Source organism: Streptomyces cinnamoneus (assembly GCF_002939475.1).
Classification (GTDB): Bacteria; Actinomycetota; Actinomycetes; order Streptomycetales; family Streptomycetaceae; genus Streptomyces; species Streptomyces cinnamoneus_A.
In genome coordinates this window covers 5,489,026-5,514,607 of sequence record NZ_PKFQ01000001.1, presented here as the reverse complement: position 1 = coordinate 5,514,607, position 25,582 = coordinate 5,489,026, and the positions used below count along the sequence as shown (strand labels likewise).

The 25,582-nt window shown below is 71.0% G+C and carries 21 protein-coding genes; 10 read left to right on the top strand and 11 right to left on the bottom strand.

Annotation, left to right across the window (positions count from 1 at the left end; genetic code table 11):
* Nucleotide 1 precedes the first annotated feature (1 nt).
* Entirely contained in the window at nt 2-1,447 is a 1,446-nt protein-coding gene (ngcE, locus tag CYQ11_RS24485) for an N-acetylglucosamine/diacetylchitobiose ABC transporter substrate-binding protein (RefSeq protein ID WP_099202491.1), read from the bottom strand.
* A 430-nt stretch (nt 1,448-1,877) separates the two neighbouring features.
* Between ngcE and CYQ11_RS24480 the strand changes: the two genes are divergently transcribed.
* Genes CYQ11_RS24480 through CYQ11_RS24470 form a run of 3 tightly spaced genes read left to right on the top strand, consistent with a single transcriptional unit; the run spans nt 1,878 to nt 6,844 of the window.
* Entirely contained in the window at nt 1,878-5,795 is a 3,918-nt protein-coding gene (locus CYQ11_RS24480) for a GH92 family glycosyl hydrolase (protein ID WP_104651085.1), read from the top strand.
* Between the two features lie 27 nt (nt 5,796-5,822).
* Nucleotides 5,823-6,656: a helix-turn-helix domain-containing protein gene (locus tag CYQ11_RS24475; RefSeq protein ID WP_099202490.1), complete on the top strand. Its 834-nt coding sequence runs from the start codon at nt 5,823-5,825 to the stop codon at nt 6,654-6,656.
* Nucleotides 6,653-6,844 (top strand): DUF397 domain-containing protein, encoded by a 192-nt coding sequence (locus CYQ11_RS24470; RefSeq protein ID WP_099202489.1) that lies wholly within the window; start codon nt 6,653-6,655, stop codon nt 6,842-6,844. The genes CYQ11_RS24475 and CYQ11_RS24470 overlap by 4 nt, the downstream gene beginning before the upstream one ends.
* A 27-nt stretch (nt 6,845-6,871) precedes the next feature.
* On the opposite strand, the gene CYQ11_RS24465 is transcribed toward CYQ11_RS24470, so the two are convergent.
* The gene (locus CYQ11_RS24465) at nt 6,872-7,486 is read right to left on the bottom strand and encodes a TetR/AcrR family transcriptional regulator (protein WP_099202488.1); all 615 of its coding nucleotides are present in this window, start codon (nt 7,484-7,486) and stop codon (nt 6,872-6,874) included.
* Between the two features lie 120 nt (nt 7,487-7,606).
* Here CYQ11_RS24465 and CYQ11_RS24460 point away from each other — a divergent pair, with 120 nt between their 5' ends.
* Nucleotides 7,607-9,067, top strand: coding sequence for an amidase (locus tag CYQ11_RS24460; protein WP_104651128.1), 1,461 nt, complete (start codon nt 7,607-7,609; stop codon nt 9,065-9,067).
* 18 nt (nt 9,068-9,085) lie between these two features.
* Here the strand turns inward: CYQ11_RS24460 and CYQ11_RS24455 are convergent, their stop codons facing one another.
* The 4 genes from CYQ11_RS24455 to acnA form a co-directional block, all read right to left on the bottom strand.
* A complete protein-coding gene (locus CYQ11_RS24455; protein ID WP_205041825.1) occupies nt 9,086-10,396 on the bottom strand; it encodes a hypothetical protein in 1,311 nt (436 codons plus the stop codon).
* Nucleotides 10,397-10,500: 104 nt separating this feature from the next.
* Nucleotides 10,501-10,848 (bottom strand): hypothetical protein, encoded by a 348-nt coding sequence (locus CYQ11_RS24450; protein ID WP_099202487.1) that lies wholly within the window; start codon nt 10,846-10,848, stop codon nt 10,501-10,503.
* Nucleotides 10,849-10,978: 130 nt separating this feature from the next.
* The gene (locus tag CYQ11_RS24445) at nt 10,979-11,251 is read right to left on the bottom strand and encodes a hypothetical protein (RefSeq protein WP_099202486.1); all 273 of its coding nucleotides are present in this window, start codon (nt 11,249-11,251) and stop codon (nt 10,979-10,981) included.
* 220 nt (nt 11,252-11,471) lie between these two features.
* Nucleotides 11,472-14,186: an aconitate hydratase AcnA gene (acnA, locus tag CYQ11_RS24440; RefSeq protein ID WP_099202485.1), complete on the bottom strand. Its 2,715-nt coding sequence runs from the start codon at nt 14,184-14,186 to the stop codon at nt 11,472-11,474.
* A 343-nt stretch (nt 14,187-14,529) separates the two neighbouring features.
* Between acnA and CYQ11_RS24435 the strand changes: the two genes are divergently transcribed.
* Both CYQ11_RS24435 and CYQ11_RS24430 read left to right on the top strand, forming a co-directional pair.
* A complete protein-coding gene (locus tag CYQ11_RS24435; RefSeq protein WP_099202484.1) occupies nt 14,530-15,642 on the top strand; it encodes a PP2C family protein-serine/threonine phosphatase in 1,113 nt (370 codons plus the stop codon).
* Between the two features lie 115 nt (nt 15,643-15,757).
* Nucleotides 15,758-16,312, top strand: coding sequence for a Uma2 family endonuclease (locus CYQ11_RS24430; protein ID WP_099202483.1), 555 nt, complete (start codon nt 15,758-15,760; stop codon nt 16,310-16,312).
* A gap of 3 nt (nt 16,313-16,315) precedes the next feature.
* On the opposite strand, the gene CYQ11_RS24425 is transcribed toward CYQ11_RS24430, so the two are convergent.
* Both CYQ11_RS24425 and CYQ11_RS24420 read right to left on the bottom strand, forming a co-directional pair.
* A complete protein-coding gene (locus CYQ11_RS24425) occupies nt 16,316-16,678 on the bottom strand; it encodes a GntR family transcriptional regulator (protein WP_099202482.1) in 363 nt (120 codons plus the stop codon).
* Nucleotides 16,672-17,658: a DUF1648 domain-containing protein gene (locus tag CYQ11_RS24420; RefSeq protein ID WP_146104735.1), complete on the bottom strand. Its 987-nt coding sequence runs from the start codon at nt 17,656-17,658 to the stop codon at nt 16,672-16,674. Before CYQ11_RS24420 ends, CYQ11_RS24425 begins: the two co-directional genes overlap by 7 nt.
* A 91-nt stretch (nt 17,659-17,749) precedes the next feature.
* Between CYQ11_RS24420 and CYQ11_RS24415 the strand changes: the two genes are divergently transcribed.
* Together CYQ11_RS24415 and CYQ11_RS24410 are read left to right on the top strand one after the other, a co-directional pair.
* The gene (locus CYQ11_RS24415; protein WP_099202480.1) at nt 17,750-19,279 is read left to right on the top strand and encodes a helix-turn-helix domain-containing protein; all 1,530 of its coding nucleotides are present in this window, start codon (nt 17,750-17,752) and stop codon (nt 19,277-19,279) included.
* A gap of 175 nt (nt 19,280-19,454) precedes the next feature.
* On the top strand, nt 19,455-20,678 hold the full coding sequence (locus CYQ11_RS24410) for an FAD-dependent oxidoreductase (protein WP_099202862.1): 1,224 nt from the start codon (nt 19,455-19,457) through the stop codon (nt 20,676-20,678).
* A 24-nt stretch (nt 20,679-20,702) separates the two neighbouring features.
* On the opposite strand, the gene CYQ11_RS24405 is transcribed toward CYQ11_RS24410, so the two are convergent.
* The 3 genes from CYQ11_RS24405 to CYQ11_RS24395 all read right to left on the bottom strand — a co-directional run bounded on the left by CYQ11_RS24405 (nt 20,703) and on the right by CYQ11_RS24395 (nt 22,927).
* The gene (locus tag CYQ11_RS24405; protein WP_099202479.1) at nt 20,703-21,326 is read right to left on the bottom strand and encodes a TetR/AcrR family transcriptional regulator; all 624 of its coding nucleotides are present in this window, start codon (nt 21,324-21,326) and stop codon (nt 20,703-20,705) included.
* Between the two features lie 63 nt (nt 21,327-21,389).
* Nucleotides 21,390-21,788 (bottom strand): RidA family protein, encoded by a 399-nt coding sequence (locus CYQ11_RS24400; RefSeq protein ID WP_099202478.1) that lies wholly within the window; start codon nt 21,786-21,788, stop codon nt 21,390-21,392.
* The gene (locus tag CYQ11_RS24395; RefSeq protein ID WP_099202477.1) at nt 21,785-22,927 is read right to left on the bottom strand and encodes an acyl-CoA dehydrogenase family protein; all 1,143 of its coding nucleotides are present in this window, start codon (nt 22,925-22,927) and stop codon (nt 21,785-21,787) included. Before CYQ11_RS24395 ends, CYQ11_RS24400 begins: the two co-directional genes overlap by 4 nt.
* A gap of 161 nt (nt 22,928-23,088) precedes the next feature.
* Here CYQ11_RS24395 and CYQ11_RS24390 point away from each other — a divergent pair, with 161 nt between their 5' ends.
* Nucleotides 23,089-24,729: an AMP-binding protein gene (locus CYQ11_RS24390; RefSeq protein WP_099202476.1), complete on the top strand. Its 1,641-nt coding sequence runs from the start codon at nt 23,089-23,091 to the stop codon at nt 24,727-24,729.
* Entirely contained in the window at nt 24,722-25,558 is an 837-nt protein-coding gene (locus CYQ11_RS24385; RefSeq protein ID WP_099202475.1) for a PaaX family transcriptional regulator, read from the top strand. Before CYQ11_RS24390 ends, CYQ11_RS24385 begins: the two co-directional genes overlap by 8 nt.
* The last annotated feature ends 24 nt before the right edge of the window (nt 25,559-25,582 follow it).

Here is a 25,582-nt window from a genome sequence, read left to right as displayed (position 1 = left end):
ATCACTTGTGCTTGTACTTCTTGACGGAGTCGTCCTTGCGGGTGTCGTCGACGTACTTCTGGATCTTCTTGATCGTCTCGTCGGGGGTGAGGCGGCCGGCCATCATCTCGCCGAGCGCGCCCTTGCCGATCTTCTCCTTCTGCAGGGTGACGTACCAGTCCTGCAGCCGGGGGTTGACCACGTTCCCGCCGGCCTTGGTGAGGGCTTCCTGGGAGGAGGCCAGGCCCGGCGGCAGGGACAGGCCCTCGGTGCCGCCGTTGAGGGAGGTGAGGGAGGAGACGGCCTTGATGAAGTTCTGGGTGGACTTCTTGCCGAGCATGACGCGGAGGAGTTCCATGCCGCCCTGGGGGTTCTTGGCGCTCTTCGGCACGATGAACGGCTCACCGCCCGAAGCCCAGAGGGTGCCGAACGGCATCTTGTCGCTCTTGTCGAGGCTCGGCGGGGCGCCGACGGCCATCTGGAAGTCGGCGGGGGTCATCTTCTTCGACTCGTTCTCGACCCAGGAGCCGTTGGGGATGAACAGCGCCTTGCCCTGGTTCCAGGCCGTCTGCGACTGGATGTGGTCCAGGCCCGGGGTGCCCTGGAGGACGTAGCCCTTCTTGTAGAGCTCGTAGTAGGCCTCGAAGGCGGCCTTGACGGCCGGGTCCTTCCAGGAGTCGGGCTCCAGGTTGTCGATGCGCTTGAGGACGTCGGCTCCGCCGATTTTGGCGATGAAGGGGTAGAGGCTGAAGGGCAGGTAGTACGGATGCTGTCCCGCGTACGTCCAGCCGGCGACGCCCTTCTTCTTCGCCTTCTCGCAGACCTTGAGCATGTCGTCCCAGGTCTGCGGGTACTGCTCGTCGAGTTTCTGGAGGTTGGTCTTCGAGTACCAGATGCCGTAGACGGTGTAGGCGTAGTAGAGGACCCAGACCTGCTCGCCGTCGAACTGGCCCATTTCCACGACGCCCGGGCGCAGGGTGTCGCGCACCTTCTTCTTGGGGTCGTCGAGGGACGGCGCGTCGAGCAGGGCGTTGAGGTCGGTGAGCTGTTTGAGGCCGACGAGAGTGCCCAGGTCCATCTGCTTGGCACCGGAGTTGTCGATGAGGTCGGGGGGCGTGCCGCCGTTGAAACGCGGCTGGACCTGGGGGCCGATGTCCTGGGTGCCGGAGTGCTTGATCTCGGCCTTCGGGTACGCCTTCTTGTATTCGGCCTCGGCGTCCTTGGCGTACTGCTGGCCGAAACCGCCGTCGAAGATGACGACGTCCAGCGGCGCCGAGCCGTCGACGTTCAGCGGCTTCATCTCGGCGTCCTTCTGTCCCTTGCCGCCGGAGTCCGTCTTCTTGTCGTCGTCGTCATCGCCGCCGGCCGCACAGGCGCTGAGCGCGCTCATCGTCGGCACCGCGATCAGGCCGAGCGCGGCGGCCCGCTTGATGAGGTCGCGCCGGCTGAATTCCGAGGTGGATCCCATGCTCAAGTCCTCGCCCTCTCCAGGACTCAGGCGGTGTGACGGTCTCCCCGGTTCTCTCTCCGGCGACGAAGGGCCCGACACCGCGGGTCAGTTGAAGCTTGGGTGTGCAGGGTGTGCGCGGATATTCACGTGTGCTGGGTGTACACCGGGGAGACGGGTCACGGCGTGCTCACCCGGCCGCTCCCCCCGGGTCGGCTCGGCGGACACGGCCGCCCCGGATTGCCGACAGGTATAGTCCACTCTTCGCCAACTGGGCAAGATCGAAGGCAGCTTTGGCCGGGACTCTTTCCCTAGTTGAGACCTCGCGCCGCCCCCGGCGGCCGCCCGGCGACACCAGCGCCGAGACCCTTGACACCACTGGTGTCTCACGCCCTACTTATCATGCTGCGTTTCGGGTGACAACGTTGTCGGCTTCGTGGAGAGGCTAGGGATGCGACTCAGGCTCGGGCACCACCGATGGCGTACGCTCGTCCGCCCCACGGCGCTCCTCGTGGCCACCCTGATGATGACGGCGGCTCAGATCACCCAGGGAGCGGCCGTGTCGGCGCCCCCGGCCGGCCAGCGGGCGGGCACCACCTTCCGGTCCTCCTTCGAGGCCGGCGAGCCGCAGCCCGATTGGCTCAACACCGTCGAGACCGACGCCACCGGCCGCCGCAGGACCGCCGGCGTCGACGGCGAGGACCCGAGCGGCATCCCCGGCAACGTCACCGACAAGGTCACCGCCGTCCGGGCCAGCGGCGAGCACGCCGAGGCGGGCGAGGTCAAGGAGAACCTCGTCGACGGCGAGAGCGCGACCAAGTGGCTCGACTTCGAGCGGTCCGCCTGGCTGGAGTTCCAGCTCTCCGAGCCGGTCAAGGCCGTGCGGTACGCCCTGACCTCGGCCAACGACGCCCCCGGCCGCGACCCCCGGGACTGGACCCTCAAGGGTTCCGACGACGGCAAGGACTGGACCGTGCTGGACGCCCGGCACGGCGAGACGTTCGAAAGACGACTCCAGACGCGGGAGTTCTCCTTCGCCGGCACGGCCGCCCACCGGTGGTTCCGGCTGGAGATAACCGGCAACGGCGGCGAGCCCGTCATCCAGCTGGCCGAGGTGCAGTTCGCCACCGGCGGCACCGAGGGCCCGCCCCCCGCCGACATGCGCAGCTACGTCGACCGCGGCCCGACCGGCTCGCCCACGGCCAAGGCCCGGGCGGGCTTCACCGGCACCCACGCGCTGCGCTACGGCGGCAGCCACCCGGGGACCGGCCGCGGCTACTCGTACAACAAGGTCTTCGACGTCCGCACCCGGATCACCTCCCGGACCCAGCTGTCCTACAAGGTCTTCCCCGCGATGCCCGAGCAGGACCCCCGCTATCCCGCCACACACGTCGCCGTCGACCTCGCCTTCACCGACGGCACCTACCTGAGCGAGCTGAACGCCGTCGACCAGCACGGCGCCCGGCTGACCCCGCAGGGGCAGGCGGCCTCCAAGACGCTCTACGTCAACCAGTGGAACAACAAGGAGTCGCTCATCGGGTCCGTCGCGGCCGGCAAGACCGTGGAGCGGATCCTCGTGGCCTACGACTCCCCCGTGGGCCCGGCGAAGTTCCGCGGCTGGGTGGACGACGTCTCGCTCGCCCCGGCCCCCCGGGAGAAGGCCCCCGCCCACCCCGCAGACTGGGCCCTCACCACGCGCGGCACCCACTCCAGCTCCGCCTTCTCCCGGGGCAACACCTTCCCCGCCACCGCCGTCCCGCACGGCTTCAACTTCTGGACCCCGGTCACCAACGCCGGTTCGACCAACTGGCTGTACCAGTACGCGGCCACCAACAACGCCGACAACCTCCCCACCGTCCAGGCCTTCGGCGCCAGCCACGAGCCAAGCCCCTGGATGGGCGACCGGCAGACCTTCCAGGTCATGCCCTCGACCGCGGCCGGCACTCCCGACGCCTCCCGCACGGCCCGCGCGCTGCCCTTCCACCACTCCGCCGAGACCGCGCGCCCCCACTACTACGGCGTGACCTTCGACAACGGCCTCAAGGCCGAGATCGCGCCCACCGACCACGCCGCCATGATGCGCTTCACCTTCCCCGGCGACGACGCCTCCGTGATCATGGACAACGTCAAACGGCAGGGCGGCCTGACGCTCGACCCCGCCCACTCGGCCTTCAGCGGCTGGTCGGACGTCCGGAGCGGGCTGTCCACCGGCGCCGGGCGGCTCTTCGTCTACGGCGTCTTCGACGCCCCTGTCACCGCGAGCGGCCCGCTCAAGGGCGACGGCCGGGAGGGCACCGACGACGTGACCGGCTACCTGCGCTTCGACCCCGGCGAGGACCGGACGGTCACCCTGCGCATCGCCACCTCCCTGATCGGCGTCGACCAAGCCCGGGCCAGCCTCGCCCAGGAGATCCCCGACGGCACCTCCTTCGCCGCCGTCCACGACCGGGCCCGCGCCGCGTGGGACGCCCTCCTCGGGCGCGTCGAGGTGGAGGGCGCCACCCGTGACCAGCTCACCACGCTGTACTCCAGCCTCTACCGCCTCTACCTGTATCCCAACTCCGGCTTCGAGAACACCGGCACCGGCACCCGCCCCGTCCCCCGCTACGCCAGCCCCTTCTCCGCTCCCGCCGGCCAGGACACCCCCACCCGGACCGGGGCGAAGATCGTCGACGGCGAGGTGTACGTCAACAACGGCTTCTGGGACACCTACCGCACCACCTGGCCGGCCTACTCGCTCCTGACACCCCGCCAGGCCGGTCGGCTCGTCGACGGCTTCGTCCAGCAGTACAAGGACGGCGGCTGGATCTCCCGCTGGTCCTCTCCCGGCTACGCCGACCTGATGACGGGCACCAGCTCGGACGTGGCCTTCGCCGACGCGTACGTCAAGGGCGTCGCCTTCGACGCCGAGGCGGCGTACGAGGCCGCGCTGAAGAACGCCACCGTGGCCCCCACCGACCCGGGCGTCGGCCGCAAGGGCATGGACACCTCCGTCTTCCTCGGCTACACGAGCACCAAGACCCGCGAGGGCATGTCGTGGGCCCTGGAGGGCTACCTCAACGACTTCGGCCTCGCGAAGATGGCCGGCTCCCTCTACGACCGGACGCACAAGCCCCGCTACCGCGAGGAAGCCGACTACTTCCTCGGGCGGGCCCGCAACTACGTCCGGCTCTTCGACCCGCGGATCGACTTCTTCCAGGGCAAGGACCCGAGAGGCGCCTGGCGCCTGTCCCCCGACGCCTACGACCCGCGCGTATGGGGCCACGACTACACCGAGACCAACGGCTGGAACTTCGCCTTCACCGTCCCCCAGGACACCCGCGGCCTCGCCACGCTGTACGGGGGCCGCACGGGCCTGGCCAAGAAGCTGGACACGTTCTTCACCACGCCCGAGTCGGGGGCGCCCGAGTTCGCCGGGTCCTACGGCGGCGTCATCCACGAGATGACCGAGGCCCGCGACGTCCGCATGGGCATGTACGGCCACAGCAACCAGGTCTCCCACCACATCGCCTACCTCTACGACGCGGCCGGGCAGCCGTGGCAGACCCAGGCCAAGGTCCGCGAGGTCATGTCCCGGCTCTACCTCGGCAGCGAGATCGGCCAGGGCTATCCGGGCGACGAGGACAACGGCGAGATGTCGGCCTGGTACGTCTTCAGCGCGCTGGGCTTCTACCCCCTGGTCATGGGCCAGGGCGAGTACGCGATCGGCTCGCCGCTGTTCACGAAGGCGACCGTACGGATGGACAACGGCCGGACCCTCGTCGTCAAGGCCCCCCACAACAGCGCCCGCAACGTCTACGTCCAGTCGGTGCGGCTGAACGGCCGCTCCTGGACCTCCACGGCGCTGCCGCACTCCCTGCTGGCCGAGGGCGGCACGCTGGAGTTCGCGATGGGGCCGCGCCCGTCGGCCTGGGGCACCGGGGAGAACGCCGGCCCCACGTCCCTCACGCCCGACGGCGAGACCCCGTCGTCGCCGGCCGACGCCACGGGCCCCCGCACGGAGGTCGTCACGACGGGCGGCGACGGCTCCGATGCCGGTGCCCGGCTGGTCGACGACACGTCGGGCACGTCCGCGACGTTCGCCTCGGCCGAATTCCGCCTGGACCGGGACGCCCGCGCCGTGCAGTACACCCTCACCTCCTCCGAGCGGGCCAAGGCCCCCTCCGGATGGGTGCTCCAGGGCTCCCCCGACGGGGTGACCTGGCACGACGTCGACCGACGGGCCGGAGAGTCCTTCGCCTGGGACAGACAGACCAGGGCCTTCACGATCCACGAGCCGGGCTCGTACGCGCGGTACCGGCTGGTGCCGGAGGGGACGGCGGGGGCGACTCTGGCGGAGGTGGAGTTGCTCGCGAACCAGCCTCACTGAGTGCACGGCTCGGGCTACGCTGAGTAGGTGACACAGTCCAAGGACACGGACCCGTACGCGGATCCGCGCGCGTTCTACGGCTCAGAGCTGAAGCGCCTCCGCGAGGGGGCGGGGCTCACGCAGGAGCAGCTGGGGCAGCGGGTCTTCTGCTCGGCCTCGTACATCGGCCAGTTCGAAACGGCCGTCCGACGACCACAGTTGGAGCTGTCACAGCTCCTCGACGACGTGCTGGGCAGCGGCGAGCATTTGCAGCGGCTGTGCCGGTTGGCGCACAGGTCGAAAGTCGCGAACTACTTCGCGGACGCAGCGGAACTGGAACAACGAGCTAGGACGATCAGCGAGTTCTCCTCGATGTATGTGCTGGGCTTGCTGCAAACCGAGGCATACGCGCAAGCTGTGACTCGGTCTGCTCTGCGGTTCGTCTCGCAGGAAGCGAGGGAGCGGCTCGTCAGCGCTCGAAGGGAGCGGGCGCAGTTGCTTGAGGGTCCATCCGCACCCGCATACTGGGCGATCATGCACGAGGCGACACTTCGTGTAGCGGTGGGCAGTCCGGCAGTCATGGCCGAACAGCTCAACCACCTCGCCGAGGTGGTTCGCGCGCTGCCCAACATCGTGCTCCAGGTGATGCCCTTTACTGCCGGAGCACACCACTTCCTGAACTCCATGGTGTCACTGATGCACTTCAACGACGCGCCGCCTGTTGTCTATACGGAGGGCGCGGGCACAGGTCGGCTCATCGAGGATCCAGCCCTGGTGGCGCACTGCCAATCGTCATACGATCTGGCCAGGACTGAGGCGCTGCCCACGGCAGCGTCGCTTGCCCTGATCGAATCGGCGGCGAAGGACTGGACGACACAATGAGCACCACACCTGGCTTAATACGAGCAGACTGGCGTACGTCGTCTTACTCCGATGGAACCGGCGGCAACTGCGTCGAAGTCGCCGACACGATCGCGGACACGATCTGGGTCCGCGACAGCAAGAACCCCGACGGCCCCGCCCTCACCTTCCCGCCCCAAGCGTGGGCGTCCTTCATCCGCACCCTCTGACGCATAACGCCGCACCCGGCTTACGGGTCAGCGTCCGCCGCGCGCCCCGCCTCGCTCCAGGACGGCCTCGGCCGCGGCGAGGAGCCGCTCCCCCACACGGTCGACGCTCCCGTTCTGGGCGCTGACCTGCGCACCCTCCAAGATGAAGGTGATCTCCGCGGCGGCCTCGTCGGGATCCCGCACACCGGCCCTCTCGCACATGCCCGTGAGCCGGCGCTGCTGGGTGGCCTTGTGGTCCTCGATCAGCCGGCGGGCCGGGTGTCCCCGGTCGAGCAGGGTGATGGAGTTGACGAAGGGACAGCCCCGCCGCGCGACGTCCGGCAGCCCCTCGGCGACGAATCGCGCCAGGGCGAGGACCTGGGCCCGGCCGTCGCCGGGGTGTTCGGCCTCCACCCGGTCGAAGGCGGCCGAGTAGCCCGCCGCGACGATTCTCAGCCACTCCTCGATCAGGGCGTCCTTGGTGGCGAAGTGCCGGTACAGGGCCATCTTCGTGGTCTTCGCCTGATCAGCGATGGCCTGGACCCCGACGGCCCCGATGCCCTCGCGCAGGAAGAGCTCCTCGGCGGCGTCGAGGATGCGCTCACGCGGGGGCAGGCGGGCCACTCTCGTGTCCCGGCCGGGCCTTGGGGGGCTGCTCGCCATCTCCGCCTCACTTCGAATCGCCGTCGCCGGCCTCTCGCCGCCCATGCTACGTTACCGACCGACCCCGAACGATACCGATCGGTATCACACGGGACCGACCGGACTGCGAGGCTGAGCATGCTGAAGCTGCACGAATACACCCGGTACGACGCCGTGGGGCTGGCCGAGCTCGTCGCGCGAGGCGACGTCACCGCCGCGGAACTCGCCTGCGCGGCCCAGGAGGCGATGGCCGCCGTCAATCCCCGCATCAACGCCGTCGTGGAGAGCTGGCCGGCCGAGGACACCCCGAGCGCGGGCAGCACACCGCTCGCCGGCGTCCCGTTCCTCATCAAGGATCTGGCCGTGGCCATGAAGGGCAAACGCGTGGAACTGGGCAGCCGCCTGGCCGCCGGCAATGTGGCAACGGCGGACTCCTTCCTCATGCGACGGTTAAGGCGGGCCGGCCTGGTGACGCTGGGACGGACGGCGTCCCCCGAATTCGCCTACAGCACCACCACGGAGCCGGTCCTCCACGGGCCGACCCGCAACCCCTGGGACGTCACCAGGACACCGGGGGGCTCCAGCGGCGGCTCGGCCGCAGCCGTCGCCGCCGGCATCACCCCCATCGCACACGCCACCGACGCGGCCGGCTCGATCCGCGTCCCCGCGGCCAGTACGGGGCTGTTCGGGCTCAAACCCACCCGGGGCCGCGTCTCCATGGGTCCGGACGCCGACGAGGTCTTCAACGGCTTGGCCGTGCACGGCGCCCTCAGCCGGACCGTGCGCGACAGCGCGACGCTCCTCGATCTGGTCCAGGGCCCCGAAAGCGGTGACCCCTACTTCGCGGCACCTCCCCGGCGCCCGTACGCCGAGGAGAGCACCCGCGCCCCCGGGCGACTGCGCATCGGACTGCTCACCGCCCCCTGGAACGGACGCGCCGTGGAGCCGGCCGTGCACGAAGCCACTTTGGCCGCCGCCCGCTTGCTGGATTCGCTGGGCCATCGGGTCGAACCCACCAGCGTGGACCTCGGGGTGAGCTGGGAGGAATTCGTCCTCGCCAACGCCCGGCTGTGGACGGCGAACCTGGTGACATTGATCGACGGCTTCGCCGAGGCGTTCGGCCGCCCTGTGAACGAGACGACCGTCGAGCCCGAGACGCTGACGAGCTACGCCTGGGGACGCCGGGTGAGCAGTGCGGAGTTCGTACAGGCCCTCGATATGCGCAACAGGGTCGCCCGGGCGATCGGTGCGTACTACGACCGTCACGACGTACTGCTGACACCCACCCTTCCCGAACTCCCCATGGCCATAGGCACCTACCACCATGGCGCGGAGGGGGCGGACGGCCGGCGCTGGCTGGAGCACCTGCTCCACAGGTCTCCGTTCACCGCGGCCTTCAACGTCGCCGGCACCCCCGCCATGTCGGTGCCGCTGGCGTCCGATCCGGTCACCGGCATGCCCATCGGCATCCAGTTCGCCGCCGGGTACGGGCGCGAGGACATCCTGTTCCGCCTCGCCGGCCAACTGGAGAGAGCCGCCCCCTGGGCACAGCGCAAGCCCCCCGTCTGGGCGGGCACACACCCGGGCGACGCGTTGACGTAACGCTGACTGTCCGACCCCTCAAGCGCGACGCAGCCGCCTGACCGCTGCCCGCACGAGGAAGCGCGCAGGCTGCGCGAGCATGAGGGCCAGTCCCGCCACGGGCAGGACGAGCAACAGGCTCTGGAACACGGCCGCAATCACACCGAGCGTCGGGTTGCCGGAGGCCCCCGCGTTGGCCAGCAGCGCGGTGATGCGCTGCCAGTCCGCCTGGACAAGCTCAGGCAGGTTGACGAGCACCATGCCCAGCTGCAAGGACAGTACGGGCACCAGGAACATGACCCACACCGCCACCACGATCTGCGGCCACCGCTTGAGCGTCCGCAGTTGCTCGTCCTGCGGGCGGCGGAGGACGAAGCGCTTGAGGATCGGGGCGATGTATTTGAAGAGGTCGGGGATGCCGACCAGGTCGGCCACGATGTAGTAGCCGTCGAACCGCAGCGTGGGCAGCAGCTGTTGGATCATTTCGAGGTGGACGGAGAGGATCGCCACCAGCAACAGCTGCCACCCCGTCGCCACGTACAGCGCCCCCGCCGCGATCACGAACAGCGCGTTGAAGTAGACGCCGCCCAGGTCGGCGCGGATGCGTCCCGCGCGGCCGAGCCGGTACGAGTTGGTGATGTCGGTGTAGAACGCGGGCCACACCAGGTAGATGCCGCAGCCCATCGCGCCGGGTCGTACGCCTCCGTAGCGGCAGGCCGCGCCGTGGCCCAGTTCGTGGAACGCGCAGGAGACGACGGCCAGGAGGATGACGAGCAGGACGTTCGCGGGCGACGAGAGCACCGACTGGAGTGCGGCGCCGGTGTTCTGCGTCGTCCACAGCCACGTCTCGCAGGCCACGAACGTGCCGAGCATGGCGACCACCGCGACCGGGCGGAACAGCCAGGCGAAGAGCCCCGACAGGAACCACGTCACGTGTTCCGGAACGACCGCCAGGCGGAACCGGAAGGCGAGGAACGGGTCGGTCTTCTTCGTCGGCGGGGGTGGTGAGCCGTCGCTGTGGGTCGTCAGGCCGAGGGGGGCGAGTTTCTTGTCGAGGAGGAAGGCGACGTGGTCGGCCGTGAAGGTGCGGCCCGTCTCGCGGGTGAGGTCCTCGGCCACCCGTGCCATGACCGGCGGTCCGCCGCCGGGCGGTGTCGCCGCCAGGGCCCGTAGCGCCGCGTAGAGGAGGGTGGGGAGGCGGACGATCTGGCCGTCGGGGCGGCAGACCAGGTGGGGTGGCTCGCGGTAGCCGGAGTCCTCGAACTCGCCGACCAGTTCCGTGCCCGCCACCACGGTGGGCCCGTCGGTCCCGTGTGCTTCGCCGGTGCGCGGGACGGAAGGCAGTGACAAGGGGCTCTCCGTGAGGGTGTCGGGGTGGACGGCCGGCATGGGACGGGGAAGGACCGGACGGCTCCCGGTCCTTCCCCGGACACGCACGACGGGCCGCTAGGCGATCAGTGGCTGGAGATGGCCGTGGGCATGCAGGTCATGCTGGTGGTCGGGTTCGTGGACGGCAGGCCCAGCGAGCCGAGCAGACCCGGGGTGCCCTGCCGGTCCACGGCCTGGCAGGCCGCCAGCATCGTGGTGCCGTGGTGGTCGGCCGGGGGCGCGAACACGCCCCCCACGCCGCCGCCCGTCGCGGCGCTGCTGCTGGAGCTGCCGGCGCCAGCACCGGAGCCGCCGACGGGGTCGCCGGGGCCGGCATAGCTGAGCGGGGTGGCCACGATGCCCATGACGGTCCGCTCGGGCAGCACCTCGCCCGCGACGTTGTCGAGCTCCTCGAAGCTGATGGCGTTGTCCATTCCATTCCCCTTCTCTGGTTCCTGGTTTTCCGCACCCGGTCCGCCACGCGGGCAGGCCGGGGCGAGTCGTCCCGGGCGGCCCTGTTTCCGCCGGGGACGAGTCCTTGGACGTGCTCGGTGAATCAGTGGTTCACGGGCTGGAGATGGCCGCGGGGACACACGTGGTGGTGTATCCGGGCGCGCTGGGGGCCAGCCCCAGCGCGACGAGGAGGCCGGGACTGCCCGGGTTCTGCCGGTACTGGCAGGCGTAGGCCACGGTCGTGCCGTGTTCCGTTCTCACCAGCGTCGGATACACCGGCTGGTCGGTGCCCGCCGGTAGCAGCACGCTCGAAAGCGCGATCCGCGGGGGAAGCTCCTCGCCCCTCAGCCGGCCGAGTTCCCCGAAGGTCACCGCGGATCCCATCGCCCAACCCCTCCCTCTGGGCCGACGCCGTCGCGTTCGTCCCGACGGGAGCCTAACCAGCACAGGATTACCCGACACCTCCTCAATCTCCCCATCACCCAGTCGTGTTGGGGGTTGCCCCGGAAGAGTGGCGGGGTGAACGCGCGCCCGGTAACGACGCGAAGGGCCGCACCCCGTACGAAACGGGGTGCGGCCCTTACGACTGGCGTGCCGGAACCGCTTACTTGCGGATCAGGCTCCGCAGCACGTACTGCATGATGCCGCCGTTGCGGTAGTAGTCCGCCTCGCCGGGGGTGTCGATGCGGACGACCGCGTCGAACTCGACACCGGTGTCGGTGGTGACCTTGACCGTGCGGGGCGTGCGGCCCTCGTTGAGCTCGGTCACGCCGGTGAAGGTGAAGGACTCCTCACCGGTCAGGCCCAGGGACTCCGCCGAGGCGCCCTCGGGGAACTGGAGCGGCAGGACGCCCATGCCGATGAGGTTCGAGCGGTGGATGCGCTCGTAGGACTCGGCGATGACGGCCTTGACGCCGAGCAGCGCGGTGCCCTTGGCGGCCCAGTCGCGGGACGAGCCGGAGCCGTACTCCTTGCCGGCCAGGACGACCAGCGGGATGCCCTGCTCGATGTAGTTGCGCGAGGCGTCGTAGATGAAGGAGACGGGGGCGTCCTCCTTCGTGAAGTCGCGGGTGAAGCCGCCCTCGGTGCCCGGCGCGATCTGGTTGCGCAGGCGGATGTTGGCGAACGTACCGCGGATCATGACCTCGTGGTTGCCGCGGCGGGAGCCGTAGCTGTTGAAGTCGCGGCGCTCGACGCCGTGCTCGGTGAGGTACTGGCCGGCCGGGGTGTCGGCCTTGATCGCACCGGCCGGGGAGATGTGGTCGGTGGTGACCGAGTCGCCCAGCTTGGCCAGGACGCGGGCACCGGCGATGTCGGTGACCGGGGTGGTCTCCATCGTCATGCCCTCGAAGTACGGGGGCTTGCGGACGTAGGTGGACTCGGCGTCCCACTCGAAGGTGTTGCCGGTGGGGATCGGCAGGGCCTGCCACTGCGCGTCGCCCGCGAAGACGTCCTGGTAGGACTTGTTGAACATGTCCTCGCCGATGGCGTTGGCCACGACGTCGTTGACCTCGGCCTCGGACGGCCAGATGTCCTTGAGGTAGACCGGGTTGCCGTCGGTGTCGACGCCCAGGGCGTCCTTGGTGATGTCCACCTTCATGGAGCCGGCGAGGGCGTAGGCGACGACCAGCGGCGGGGACGCCAGGTAGTTCATCTTGACGTCGGGGTTGATGCGGCCCTCGAAGTTGCGGTTGCCCGACAGGACGGACGTGACCGCGAGGTCGTGGTCGTTGACCGCCTTGGAGACCTCCTCCGGCAGCGGGCCGGAGTTGCCGATGCAGGTGGTGCAGCCGTAGCCGACGAGGTTGAAGCCGACCTTGTCGAGGTAGGGGGTCAGGCCCGCCTTGTCGAAGTAGTCGGTGACGACCTTGGAGCCCGGGGCGAGGGTGGTCTTGACCCACGGCTTGCGGGTCAGGCCCTTCTCGACCGCCTTCTTGGCCACGAGCGCCGCGGCGACCATGACGTAGGGGTTCGAGGTGTTGGTGCAGGAGGTGATCGCGGCGACGGTGACGGCGCCGTGGTCGATCTCGTAGGTCGAGCCGTCGGGGGCGGTCACGGTGACCGGCTTCGACGGGGCGCCGGTGGAGATGGCCGGGGCGTCGGAGGCCGGGAAGGACTCCTTGCCCGCCTCGTCGACGTCGTCGACGTAGTTGCGGACGTCCTGCGCGAACTGCGCGGCGGCGTTCGCCAGGACGATGCGGTCCTGCGGGCGCTTCGGGCCGGCGATGGAGGGGACGACCGTGGAGAGGTCGAGCTCGAGCTTCTCGGAGAAGTCGGGCTCGGCGGCCGGGTCGAGCCAGAGGCCCTGCTCCTTGGCGTACGCCTCGACGAGCGCGACCTGCTGCTCGGAACGGCCGGTGAGCTTGAGGTAGTTCAGGGTCTCGCCGTCGATCGGGAAGATCGCGGCGGTGGAGCCGAACTCGGGCGACATGTTGCCGATGGTGGCGCGGTTGGCGAGGCTCGTCGCCGCCACGCCCTCACCGTAGAACTCGACGAACTTGCCGACGACGCCGTGCTTGCGCAGCATCTCGGTGATCGTGAGGACGAGGTCGGTGGCGGTGGTGCCGGTGGGCAGCTCGCCGGTCAGCTTGAAGCCGACGACGCGCGGGATGAGCATGGAGACCGGCTGGCCGAGCATCGCGGCCTCGGCCTCGATGCCGCCGACGCCCCAGCCCAGCACACCGAGGCCGTTGACCATCGTGGTGTGCGAGTCGGTGCCGACCAGGGTGTCGGGGTAGGCCTGGCCGCCCCGGACCATGACCGTGCGGGCCAGGTGCTCGATGTTCACCTGGTGGACGATGCCGGTGCCCGGGGGGACGACCTTGAAGTCGTCGAAGGCGGTCTGGCCCCAGCGCAGGAACTGGTAGCGCTCCTTGTTGCGGCCGTACTCCAGCTCGACGTTCTGGCCGAAGGCTTCCTTCGTGCCGAACTTGTCGGCGATGACGGAGTGGTCGATGACCAGCTCGGCCGGGGAGAGCGGGTTGACCTTCGCCGGGTCGCCGCCGAGCTCCTTGACGGCCTCACGCATGGTGGCGAGGTCGACGACGCAGGGGACGCCGGTGAAGTCCTGCATGATCACGCGGGCCGGCGTGAACTGGATCTCCTGGCTGGGCTGGGCCTGCGAGTCCCAGTTGCCCAGCGCGCGGATGTGGTCGGCGGTGATGTTCGCGCCGTCCTCCGTGCGGAGCAGGTTCTCCAGCAGCACCTTCAGGCTGTAGGGCAGGCGGGCGGAGCCCTCGACCTTGTCCAGCTTGAAGATCTCGTACGACTCGTCGCCCACCTGCAGCGTGCTGCGGGCGTCGAAGCTGTTCGCCGACACGACAGTCTCCTTCATGCATGAATTCGCGTACGCGGCAATCCTGCCGCCCCGACACCGCGCGGATCCGCTAAGGTGTGCCTAAGTTAGGTACGCCTTACTGGCGCGACAGCGGTACGCCTCTCGGCAGATATCTCGATGTCGAGATAACTCTAATACATCGCTGTCCGGCGGTCATGCCCGGATGGGCCGTCCGGTGTGGACGGATACCGATATCCACCGACATAAGGGGTGCTGCCACCCCCCGCTCCCCTGACTGGCAGCCGCGATCCTGCCCGAGCAAGCTTGAGCGTGTACAGCGCCTGTACAAGCGCACAGCGCGGCACGCGAGAGTGGGAGCGGGTACGTGAGGGCACCGAGCGCGGGACGCACCGCCGCCAGGTGGGGGTGCCTGCGCCGTCTGGGGCTGCTGCCGGTCCTGCTGCTCGTCGGAGGCGCCCTCCTCGACTACAACACCCCGCCTCACTTCAGCGCCGAGGCGTTCTACACGGCCGCGCCGATGACGGCCGCCGCGCTGCTGTCGCTGCGCGCGACGATCCTGGCGGGCGTCGGCGCCTGCGCCGCCGACCTGGCGCTGCTCACCCACTTCGGGTTCATCGGGGACTCGGGCGGGCAGAGCGAGCTGGCGACGGTCGCGACCGTCTCCGCCTTCGCCGTGGTCCTCAACCGCCTCATCTACTACAGCGACGTGCAGTTGCAGTCCGCGCGCCGGATCGCCCTCGCCGTGCAGCGCGCCGTACTGCCCGAGCCGCCGGCCTCGATCGGGTCCCTGCGGATCGCGGTGCGCTACCAGTCGGCCGTGAAGGAGGCGCAGATCGGCGGTGACCTGTACAGCGTCCAGGACACCCCGTACGGGATGCGGTGCGTCGTCGGCGACGTACGCGGCAAGGGCATGGAGGCGGTCAAGGCGGTGGATGTGGCGCTGGGCGCCTTCCGGGAGGCCGCCGAGGAGGAGCCCACGCTCGCCGGGACCGCGGCCAGGCTGGACCGGGCCGTGCGCAGGGAGGCGGAGCAGCGGGCCGGGCTGGAGCGGACCGAGGGGTTCGTCACCGCGGTGCTGGCCGAGATCCCGCCGTCCGGCGACGAGCTGCGGCTGGTCAACCGCGGCCACCCGGCGCCGCTGCTGCTGCACGACGGCGCGGTGCGGGCGGTGGAGCCCTCGGTCCCCGCCCTCCCCCTGGCGCTGGCGGATCTGGGCGCCGACGAGGACCGGACCGACACGGTGCCGCTCCCGCCGGGGGCGACCCTGCTGCTGTACACCGACGGCCTCACAGAGGCGCGCGACCGCGCCGGCGTCTTCTACGACCCCGTGGCCGGACTGTCCGGCCGCACCTTCCCGGACCCGGACACCCTGCTCGACGCCCTCCTCACCGAGGTGGCCCACCACACGGGCGGGCGCATCACGGACGACATGGCTTTGCTGGCGGTCACGAGGGACGGGGGCGGGGAGAGGGCGTAGCGGGTTGGTTCACCTGTACGAGTGGACGTTGGGCCGAACGGGCGGGCGAGTGGCGGCGGTTGCTGTAAATCATGGACAGTCGTCAAGCTGCCGTAGCGACGTCCCGGGAGGACCAATGAGTACACAGCCCCACACGTACGCGGCGGACGACCCCGAATCCGCGCTGAAGTACGCGATCAGGCACATCGAGGGAGACCGTGTGCAGATCGTCGAGGGGGTTATCTCCATGATGTCGCCGAGCTGGGATCACGAGTCCGCGGCCAATTCCGTCCGCCGCCAGATCGAACGCAGGGTGGTGGAACTGGACTGCATCTCGGGCTCCGGCGACCTGGACCTTCCAGGAACTCCCAACTGGTTCATTCCCGATCTGGCCGTCGTCCCAGCGAGCCTGGCCAAGGATGCCGGAGCCCTCGTCCCCGACCAGACCCTGCTCATCGTCGAGGTCACCTCCGGCTCCAACGGGGACACCGACCGGATCGTCAAGCGCCGCCGCTACGCCGAGTACGGTGCACCGCTCTATCTCCTCGTCGACCGTGAGCAGCGTTCCTGCACGCTCTTCAGCGAGCCGGGCGAACTCGGTTACACGAAGTCGGACGGCCCTCGCCCCTTCGGCGCACCCGTCCGCCTCCCCGACCCCTTCGAGCTGGAACTCGACACCTCCGGCTTCTGACCGTCACCCGCCCCCCAGTCCCACCCGCACCATCGCCAGCACCTCGTCGTCCGTCAGGCCCAGCGCCCGCGCGTCCGCGACCAGGTCGCGGACGCCCTCGACGAGGCGGGCGCGGCCCGGGGACGTGGTGTCGGCGCTCACCACCGCGCCGCGGCCGCGGCGCAGTTCGATGAGGCCCTCCTCGCGCAGGCGCTGGTAGCCCCGCAGGACGGTGTGGACGTTGACGCCCAGGGAATCGGCCAGGGCGCGGGCGGCCGGGAGGCGTTCGCCGGTGCGGACGGAGGCGTCGGCGATGGCGCCGCGGACGGCGGCGGCGATCTGGTCGCCGAGCGGGACCGGGGAGGCGTGGTCGAGACGGATCAGCATCTGGAGCCCCCGTGGGCCCGGTGGCGGTCGGCGAGGGCGTTGAGCAGGGCCGCGGCCGTGGCGGCGTCGTCGACGGTGACGACGAACTCGCTGCCGGTGGTCAGGGCGACCACGATCGCCTCGCCCGAGCGCAGGGCCAGCCCGCTGCGGCCGGGTACGACGCGGTAGCCCCAGCCGCCTAGGTCCTTCCAGGGGTCGACGTGCCGGGCCTGGGCGGAGGCGACGCGGGCGAGCGGGATGCGCAGCCGGGGCCGGGGCAGCCAGGGGAGGCAGGCGGTCAGGCCGTGCCGGTCGACGGTGACGCGGACGGTGGACATCGGCAGCAACAGGACCGTCGTCGCCAGCAGGCCGAGGCCCGCGCCCCACCCCACGAGGGCCGCCAGGAGCACGCCCAGGACGCCGCTCACCGCGCCGACGACGCGCAGGGGTCGCGATCCGGCGACCCTCGTCCAGGTCGCGCTCTCCCCGTCGCCGAGGTCCAGACGGGGGGCGCCGGCCCCGGCCGGGGCCGGGGCGGCCGAGGGGGTGTCACGGCCCGCGAGCAGCAGGCCCAGGCCGGCCGCCGCGGCGCCGACGGCCAGGGCGAGCCCCAGGTGGCCCAGCGGAAGCCGGGCCTCCGCGGCGGTGGACGCGTGGGCGTTGACGAGGACGACGCTCGTACTGACGCATCCCAGGGTCCCGGCGAGTCCGCAGGCCAGGGCCGTCAGGGCTCTCGTCCGCGCGGTTCTCATGGCGTAGCCGAGGGCCACGAACAGCGCGGCGGGGGCGAGCAGCAGGGCGAGGGCCTCGTACGGGAACGAGTCCAGCGCCGTATAGCCGTCGGCGTGACCGCCGCCGGAGAAGTGCGTGGCCATCGGATCCGGCAGGCGGTCATGATGTGCAAGGAAAGCGGCGACAAACACAGCAAAGCCGGTCAGATAGGCCAGGGCTATCACCAGAGGCCGGCGCAGGTCCTTCACAAAAGACGTGGATACGTTCATGACACCTCCGAGTTGTTCGCATAGTAGTAGAACAAGCGGGAAGGCATGGCACGGGCGGCAGAAATCTCATATCTGAGATACCGTCCGCCTCATGACAGACGCCTACCTCGGCCGCATCGGCAAGCTCATCCGTGACGCACGCCAGCACCGTGGCTGGACCCAGACCCAGCTCGCGGACGCACTGGGAACCAGCCAGAGCGCGGTCAACCGCATCGAGCGGGGAAATCAGAACATCAGCCTTGATATGATCGCCCGTATCGGAGAGGCGCTCGACAGCGAGATCGTCTCTCTCGGGTACGCCGGGCCGATGCATCTGCGGGTCGTCGGCGGCCGTCGGCTCTCCGGCTCCATCGACGTCAAGACCAGCAAGAACGCGTGCGTCGCCCTGCTGTGCGCCACCCTGCTCAACGCGGGCCGCACCACGCTGCGACGGGTCGCGCGGATCGAGGAGGTCTACCGGATCCTGGAGGTGCTCGCCAGCATCGGCGTCCGGCACCGCTGGATCAACGACGGCAACGACCTGGAGATCGTGCCGCCGGCCGAGCTGGACCTCGCCGCCATGGACACCGAGGCCGCCCGCCGGACCCGCAGCGTCATCATGTTCCTCGGCCCGCTGCTGCACCGCATGGACCACTTCAAGATCCCGTACGCCGGCGGCTGCGACCTCGGCACGCGCACCGTGCAGCCCCACATGACGGCCCTGCGGCACTTCGGCCTGGAGATCACCGCCACCGACGGCACGTACCACGCCCAGGTCGACCGTTCGGTCGCACCCACCCGGGCGATCGTGCTGACCGAACGCGGCGACACCGTGACCGAGAACGCCCTGCTCGCCGCGGCCCGCCACGACGGCGTGACCGTCATCCGCAACGCCAGCTCCAACTACATGGTCCAGGACCTGTGCTTCTTCCTGGAGGAACTGGGCGTGCGCGTCGAGGGCGTCGGCACCACGACGCTGACCGTGCACGGCGTGGCCACCATCGACCGCGACGTGGACTACGCGCCCTCGGAGGACCCGGTGGAGGCCATGAGCCTGCTCGCCGCGGCCGTGGTCACCGAGTCCGAGCTGACGATCCGCCGGGTGCCGGTGGAGTTCATGGAGATCGAGCTCGCCGTCCTGGAGGAGATGGGCCTCGACCACGAGCGCAGCGCCGAGTACCGCGCCGACAACGGCCGGACCCGGCTGCTGGACCTGACCGTGCGTCCGTCCAAGCTGTGCGCGCCGATCGACAAGATCCACCCGATGCCGTTCCCGGGCCTCAACATCGACAACGTGCCCTTCTTCGCGGCCATCGCCGCGTTCGCCCAGGGCCAGACCCTCATTCACGACTGGGTCTACGACAACCGCGCCATCTACCTCACGGACCTCAACCGTCTCGGCGCGGACGTCAAGCTGCTCGACCCGCACCGCGTCCTGGTCGAGGGCCCCACGCGCTGGCGCTCGGCCGAGATGATGTGCCCGCCGGCCCTGCGGCCCGCCGTCGTCGTCCTGCTGGCCATGATGGCGGCGGAGGGCACGTCCGTGCTGCGCAACGTCTACGTGATCAACCGTGGTTACGAGGACCTGGCCGAACGGCTCAACTCCATCGGGGCCCAGATCGAGACGTTCCGGGACATCTAGGCGAACCCTCCCCTACCGCACCACACCCACCCCAGCGGCCCCTCCGGCCGGCCGACCAGGCCCGGCAGGAGGGGCCGTTGCCATGCCCGGGCGGCCGTACGTAGACTTCACTGACCGGTCGGTCAGACTATTGACCGGTCGGTCATCAACCATGCGGGGCGACGGGGAGGACGACATGGAGCGCACGACCTGCTGTGTGGTCGGGGGTGGGCCCGCGGGCATGATGCTGGGACTGCTGCTGGCCCGGGCCGGCGTCGAAGTGACCGTTCTGGAGAAGCACAAGGACTTCCTGCGCGACTTCCGCGGCGACACCGTGCACCCGTCCACGCTGCGGCTGCTGGACGAACTCGGCCTCGGCGAACGGTTCGCGCGGCTGCCCGCGCGCCGGCTGGACCAGGTGCGGATGCACGTCGGCGACACCGTCCTGACCCTCTCCGACCTTCGGCGCATCCCCGGCCCGCACAAATACATCGCCATGGTTCCGCAGTGGGACTTCCTCGACCTGCTCGCGAGCGCGGCGGGCGAGGAGCCGGCCTTCACCCTGCGGATGCGCACCGCCGTCACGGGCCTGCGCTTCGAGGACGGCCGGGTGGCGGGAGTGCGCTACACGGACGAGGACGGCGGGCCCGGGGAACTGGCGGCGGACCTCACGGTCGCCTGCGACGGCCGGGACTCCCTCGTCCGCGAGGCGGCCGGGCTGCGGCAGGACCTCTTCGACGTGCCCATGGACGTGTGGAACGTCCGCGTCCCGGCGCAGAAGGACGACGGCAAGGACGGCCGGGTCTTCATGCGGGCCGAGGGCCGGCAGTTCGCGGTCACGATGGACCGCGGCGCGTACTACCAGACGTCCTACCTCATCAAGAAGGGCACGGACGCCGAGCTGCGCGCCAACGGGATCGAGTGGTTCCGCGAGCGGATAGGCGGGCTCTTCGGCTGGGGGCCCGAGGTGACGGACGCGATCCGCTCCTGGGACGACGTGAAGCTGCTGGAGGTCACGATGGGCCGGCTCTCGCGGTGGTACCGGCCGGGACTGCTGTGCATCGGGGACGCGGCGCACACCATGTCCCCCACCGGGGGCGTCGGCGTCAACCTCGCGGTGCAGGACGCGGTGGCGGCCGCCCGCATCCTGGCGGGGCCGCTGCGGCGCGGCACCGTCCGGGACGAGGACCTCGCGCGGGTGCAGAAGCGGCGGCTGATGCCGGCGGCCCTGGTGCAGAAGGCGCAACGGGGCGAGCACGAGGCGCTGTTGCGCCCGGCGCTCGACGGCGTCCTCGACCACGGGCGGCTGCCGCTGCCGTTCCGCCTGCTGGGGCGCGTACCGCTGCTCACCACGCTGACGGGCTACCTCGGCGGGGTCGGCGTGCGACCCGAGCGGGCACCCGCCTTCGCGCGACCGTGACCGGCCGCGCGGACCGGACGGGGATCAGTCCCGGCGCTCGATCGCGTTCAAGGTGAAGGTCACCAGCTCGTCGGCCGCGGCGTCGAGGTCGAACTCGGGGTGGACCAGCCAGTAGGAGACCACGTTGTCGATCGAGCCGCCGACGGCCAGCGCCGTGGTCCGCGTGTCGAACGCGCGGAAGCACCCCGCCTCCTGGCCGGCGGCCAGCAGCCGGGCCAGCCCCTGCCAGCGGTCGTTGGTGTCGTGCGAGCCCGGCGTCTTCAGCCGCGTGCCGCCCTCGTCGTCGAGCAGCATCTCGGTGATCACGCGGACGTGCCGGCGGTTGGCCTGCTGGTAGGAGATCATCGCGCGGACGTAGGCGACGACGGCGGCCACCGGGTCGGACTCCCGCTCCACCCGCTCCGTCACGTGGGCGGAGAAGCGCTCCATCACATGGGCCAGCGTCGCCCGGTCCAGGTTGTCCTTCGAGGTGAAGTGGTACAGGACCGAGGCCTTGGAGATGCCCGCCTCCTCGGCGATCGCCGCCAGCGACGTCGCCGGGTAGCCCCGGGTGGAGATCAGGTCGATCGCGCACTCGACGATCTGCTCCCGCCGGGCGCGCTCGGTGAAGGTCAGGCCGTCCGGGCCGGCATTCCGACGAGGAGCCATCGAGACGCCACCTTGCCTACACGGGAACACGGAACGGTACCGAACCGTACACCGGCCCCGCCGTCAGGGCAGCACGGCCGTTCCGTCCAGCTCCACCAGGGCCTCCTCGTCCCAGAGCCGGGTGACGCCCACGAGGGCCATCGCGGGGTAGTCCCGTCCCGCCAGGCGCCGCCACACGGCGCCCAGTTCCCTCGCGTGGGCGCGGTACGCCCCGACGTCCGTGGCGTAGACGGTCACGCGCGCCAGGTGCCGGGGCTCGCCGCCCACGGCCCGCAGGGCGGCCAGGAGGTTGGCCAGCGCCCGCTCGAACTGCTCCGGCAGGCCGTCGCCCACGACCGTGCCGTCCGCGTCCAGCGCGGTCTGGCCGGCGAGGAACACCAGCCGGCCGCCGGTGGCGGTGACGGCGTGGGTGAAGCCGGTGGGCGGGGACAGCCCGGCCGGGTTGGTGCGCCGGAGGGTCATCGGTACAGCTCCCTGGCGATGATGGTCCGCTGCACCTCGCTGGCCCCCTCGTAGACGCGCGGGGCGCGCACCTCGCGGTAGAGGTGCTCCAGGAGGTGGCCCCGGCGCAGGGCGCGGGCGCCGTGGATCTGCACGGCGGCGTCGACGACGTACTGGGCGGTCTCGGTGGCGAAGAGCTTGGCCATCGCGGAGCGGCGGGCGACGCCGGGCTCCCCCGCGTCGTACGCCGAGGCCGCGGCGAGGACGAGCAGGGCGGCGGCCTCGGTGCGGGTGGCCATCTCGGCGAGCTGGTGGGAGACGGCCTGGAGGTCCTTGAGCGGGCCGCCGAACGCCTGCCTCTCGGACGCGTGGAGCAGCGCCGCGTCGAGAGCGGCACGGGCCATGCCCACGGCGAAGGCGCCGACGCTGGGGCGGAAGAGGTCCAACGTGGTCATGGCGACGCGGAAGCCGCCGCCCACCTCGCCCACCACGTCGTCCGGGCCGACGGGCACGGCGTCGAAGGCGAGCGTGCCGACGGGGTGGGGGCTGAGCATCTCCAGGGGCCGGCCGCTGAGGCCCGGCCGGTCGGCGGGGACGAGGAAGGCGGTGACTCCGGCGGCACCGGGGGCCTGGCCCGTGCGGGCGAAGACGGTGTAGACGTCGGCTTCGGGGGCGTTGGAGATCCAGCACTTCTCCCCCGTGAGCCGCCAGCCTCCGCCGCCGCGCGGGCCGGGGCCGGCCGGCTCGGCGAGCAGTTCCAGGGCCGCGGCGTCCGAGCCGGCGCCCGGCTCGCTGAGCGCGAAGGCGGCCACCGCGCGGCCCGCCACGACGTCCGGCAGCCAGCGCGCGCGCTGGTCGGGGGTGCCGGACCGGGCGACCGGATGCGCGCCCAGGCCCTGGAGGGCCAGGGCGGTCTCGGCCTCGGTGCACTCCTGGGCCAGTGACAGGCGCAGCAGGCACAGGTCCATGGCCCGGGCGGGCCCTTCGACAGGCAGGGCGCGGGCCAGCAGGCCGAGTTCGCCCAGGGCGGCCACGAGCGGCCGGTTGACGTGCCCGGGCTCGCCCTTCTCGGCCAGGGGACGCAGCCGTCGTGCGGCGAGGTCGCGCAGTTCGGCGCACCAGGTGTGCTGTGTGCGGTCCAGTGCGAACGGTGTGGTCACGGGCCACCACCCTTCCCGGGCGCGGGCTCCGCGCTCGATATCGCGCTCTGTTGACTGTCGTCACCGACTCGCTACGCTGGCAGCGGATCCATATCGCTGGCAAGACCCCCCGTTCACCTCCCTTTTCCGCTCGGCTCTCGGCGCGAGGGGGCGCATCCGCGATGGAGTTCACGCCGTCGGCCCATGCCGATACCTTTCCCCGCGACCACCTCCCGCCCACCGACCAGTGGCCCGATCTCCGCTTCGATCTCGCGGACGGGCCCGCCCTGCGCTATCCGGACCGGCTCAACTGCGGTGCGGCGCTGCTGGACGCGACCGTCGCGCGGCTCGGCCCGGACCGGCCGGCCGTGCGGGACGGCGAGGGGCGCGTGTGGTCGTACGGCGATCTGAAGGCGCGCGTCGACCGGATCGCCCACACCCTGACCCGTGACCTGGGTGTCGTGCCCGGCAACCGGGTGCTGCTGCGGGGGCCCACCACGCCCTGGCTGGCGGCCTGCTGGCTCGCGGTGGTGAAGGCCGGCGCGGTGGCCGTGACCGTGCTACCGGCGCAGCGGCCGCAGGAGCTGGCGGACATCTGCCGGCTGGCGCGGGTGCGGCACGCCCTGGTCGACACCCGATCGGCCGACGACGTCTTCGCGGCAGAGGTGTCACACTTACGCGTTACCTTGTTCGGCGGCTCGTCGCCCGACGACCTTCTGCGGCGTTCGGCGGACAAACCTTCCTCCTACGAGGCGGTCGCCACCGCCGCCGACGACGTCGCGCTGATCGCCTTCACCTCCGGAACGACCGGCCGCCCCAAGGGCTGCGTCCACTTCCACCGCGACGTGCTCGCCGTCGCGGACACCTTCTCGGCCCGGGTCCTGCGGCCGCACCCCGACGACGTCTTCGCGGGCAGCCCGCCGCTCGGTTTCACCTTCGGCCTCGGCGGTCTGGTCGTCTTCCCGCTCCGCGCCGGTGCCAGCACCCTGCTGACCGACTGGGGCGGCCCCGACAAGCTCCTCGGCGACGTCCAACGGCACGGAGTGAGCGTCCTGTTCACCGCGCCCACCGCCTACCGGGCCATGCTCGCGAGGCTCGGCTCGTACGACACCTCGTCGCTGCGCCGGTGCGTCTCCGCCGGCGAGCACCTGCCGGCGCGGCTGTGGCACGACTGGCGGCGGGCCACCGGGCTGCGCGTCATCAACGGCATCGGGGCCACGGAGATGCTGCACATCTTCATCTCCGCGGCCGACGACCGCATCCGCCCGGGCACGACCGGGCTTCCCGTGCCCGGCTACGAGGCCCGCGTCGTGGGGGCCGACGGAGCCCCCGTGCCCGACGGCAGCCCGGGGCTGCTGGCCGTGCGCGGCCCCACCGGCTGCCGCTACCTGGCGGACGAGCGCCAGAGGGAGTACGTGCGCGACGGCTGGAACCTCACCGGCGACACCTATGTCCGGGAGCCCGACGGCTACTTCCGCTTCGTCGCCCGCGCCGACGACATGATCGTCTCGGCCGGCTGCAACATCGCCGGTCCCGAGGTCGAGGAGGCCCTGCTGCGCCACCCCGACGTCTTGGAGGCCGCCGTGGTCGGACGCCCCGACGAGCGGCGCGGCCAGATCGTCGTCGCCCACGTCGTCCTGCGTCCCGGAGTGCCCCGGACCGGGGAAACGGCGGAGAAACTGCGGGAGTTCACCAAAAAGGAGATCGTTCCGTACAAGTGCCCCCGCGTGATCGAGTTTCCCGACGCCCTTCCCCGCACCCCCACCGGTAAGTTGCAACGATTCCGGTTGCGCGCGGGCCCTTTACAGTTTCCCCGTGACTGACCAGCAACCGCCCCACACTCCCCGGTCCCTCATCGTCACCTTCTACGGCGCCTACGGGCGCGGCACCGCGGGCACGCCCGCCGGCCCGGTGCCGATCGCGGCACTGATCCGGCTGCTGGGGGCGGTGGGCGTGGACTCGCCGTCGGTGCGGTCGGCCGTCTCCCGGCTCAAACGGCGGGGGTTGCTCGTCTCGGGCCGTACGGCCGACGGCGCGGCGGGGTACGGGCTGTCGGAGGCCGCGCGGCAGCTGCTGGACGACGGCGACCGGCGCATCTACGGCCGTCCTGCCACGCGCCCGGGCCAGGGCTGGCTGCTCGCGGTCTTCTCCGTTCCCGAACAGGAGCGGCACAAGCGCCACTTGCTGCGCTCGCGGCTGGCACGGCTGGGCTTCGGCACGGCGGCGCCGGGGGTGTGGATCGCCCCGGCGCACGTCCACGAGGAGACGCGGCACACCCTCGAACGGCTCGGCCTGGACACGTACGTCGACTTGTTCCGGGGCCGGCACCTGGGCTTCGAGCCGACCACGGAGTCCGTGGCCCGGTGGTGGGACCTGGACGCCCTGGCGCGGCAGCACCGCGCGTTCCTCGAAACCCACGAGCCCGTGCTGCGCCGCTGGTCGCGCCGGAGGCCGGTGCCGCCGGAGGCCGCCTACCGCGACTACCTCCTCGCCCTGGACTCCTGGCGGCGGCTGCCGTACGCGGATCCGTGGCTGCCGACCGCGCTGCTGCCCGCGGACTGGCCCGGGGGGCGCGCGGCCCGGGTCTTCGCGGCACTGCACGCCCGGCTGCGGGACGCGGGGGCGCACTTCGTGACGATGGGGCTGACGTAGGACGCGGACGCCCTGCGCGGCCGG